At 66.6% G+C, this 479-nt stretch carries 1 protein-coding gene; it reads left to right on the top strand.

Translation table 11 applies throughout. The annotated features are described in order from the left end of the window. On the top strand, window positions 1–479 hold a 479-nt coding region (locus ACLQ29_RS35395), incomplete at both ends, for a HAMP domain-containing protein (protein WP_425775705.1).

Here is a 479-nt window from a genome sequence, read left to right on the forward strand (position 1 = left end):
ACTGTGGACGCGCGGGGCGAGATCCTGGAGTTGAAGTCGACTGTCAACACGATGGTGGATCAGCTCTCGTCGTTCGCGGACGAGGTGACCCGGGTGGCCCGTGAGGTGGGCACCGAGGGCAAGCTCGGCGGTCAGGCCCAGGTGCGCGGCGTCGCCGGCACCTGGCGCGACCTGACCGACAACGTCAACTCGATGGCGTCGAACCTGACCGCCCAGGTCCGCAACATCGCCCAGGTCTCCACGGCCGTGGCGAAGGGTGACCTGTCGCAGAAGATCACTGTGGACGCGCGGGGCGAGATCCTGGAGTTGAAGTCGACTGTCAACACGATGGTGGATCAGCTCTCGTCGTTCGCCGACGAGGTGACCCGGGTGGCGCGCGAGGTGGGCACCGAGGGCAAGCTCGGCGGTCAGGCCCAGGTCAAGGGCGTCAGCGGTACGTGGCGCGATCTGACCGACAACGTCAACTCGATGGCGTCGAA

The organism is Micromonospora sp. DT228 (assembly GCF_049841595.1).
Classification (GTDB): domain Bacteria; phylum Actinomycetota; class Actinomycetes; order Mycobacteriales; family Micromonosporaceae; genus Micromonospora.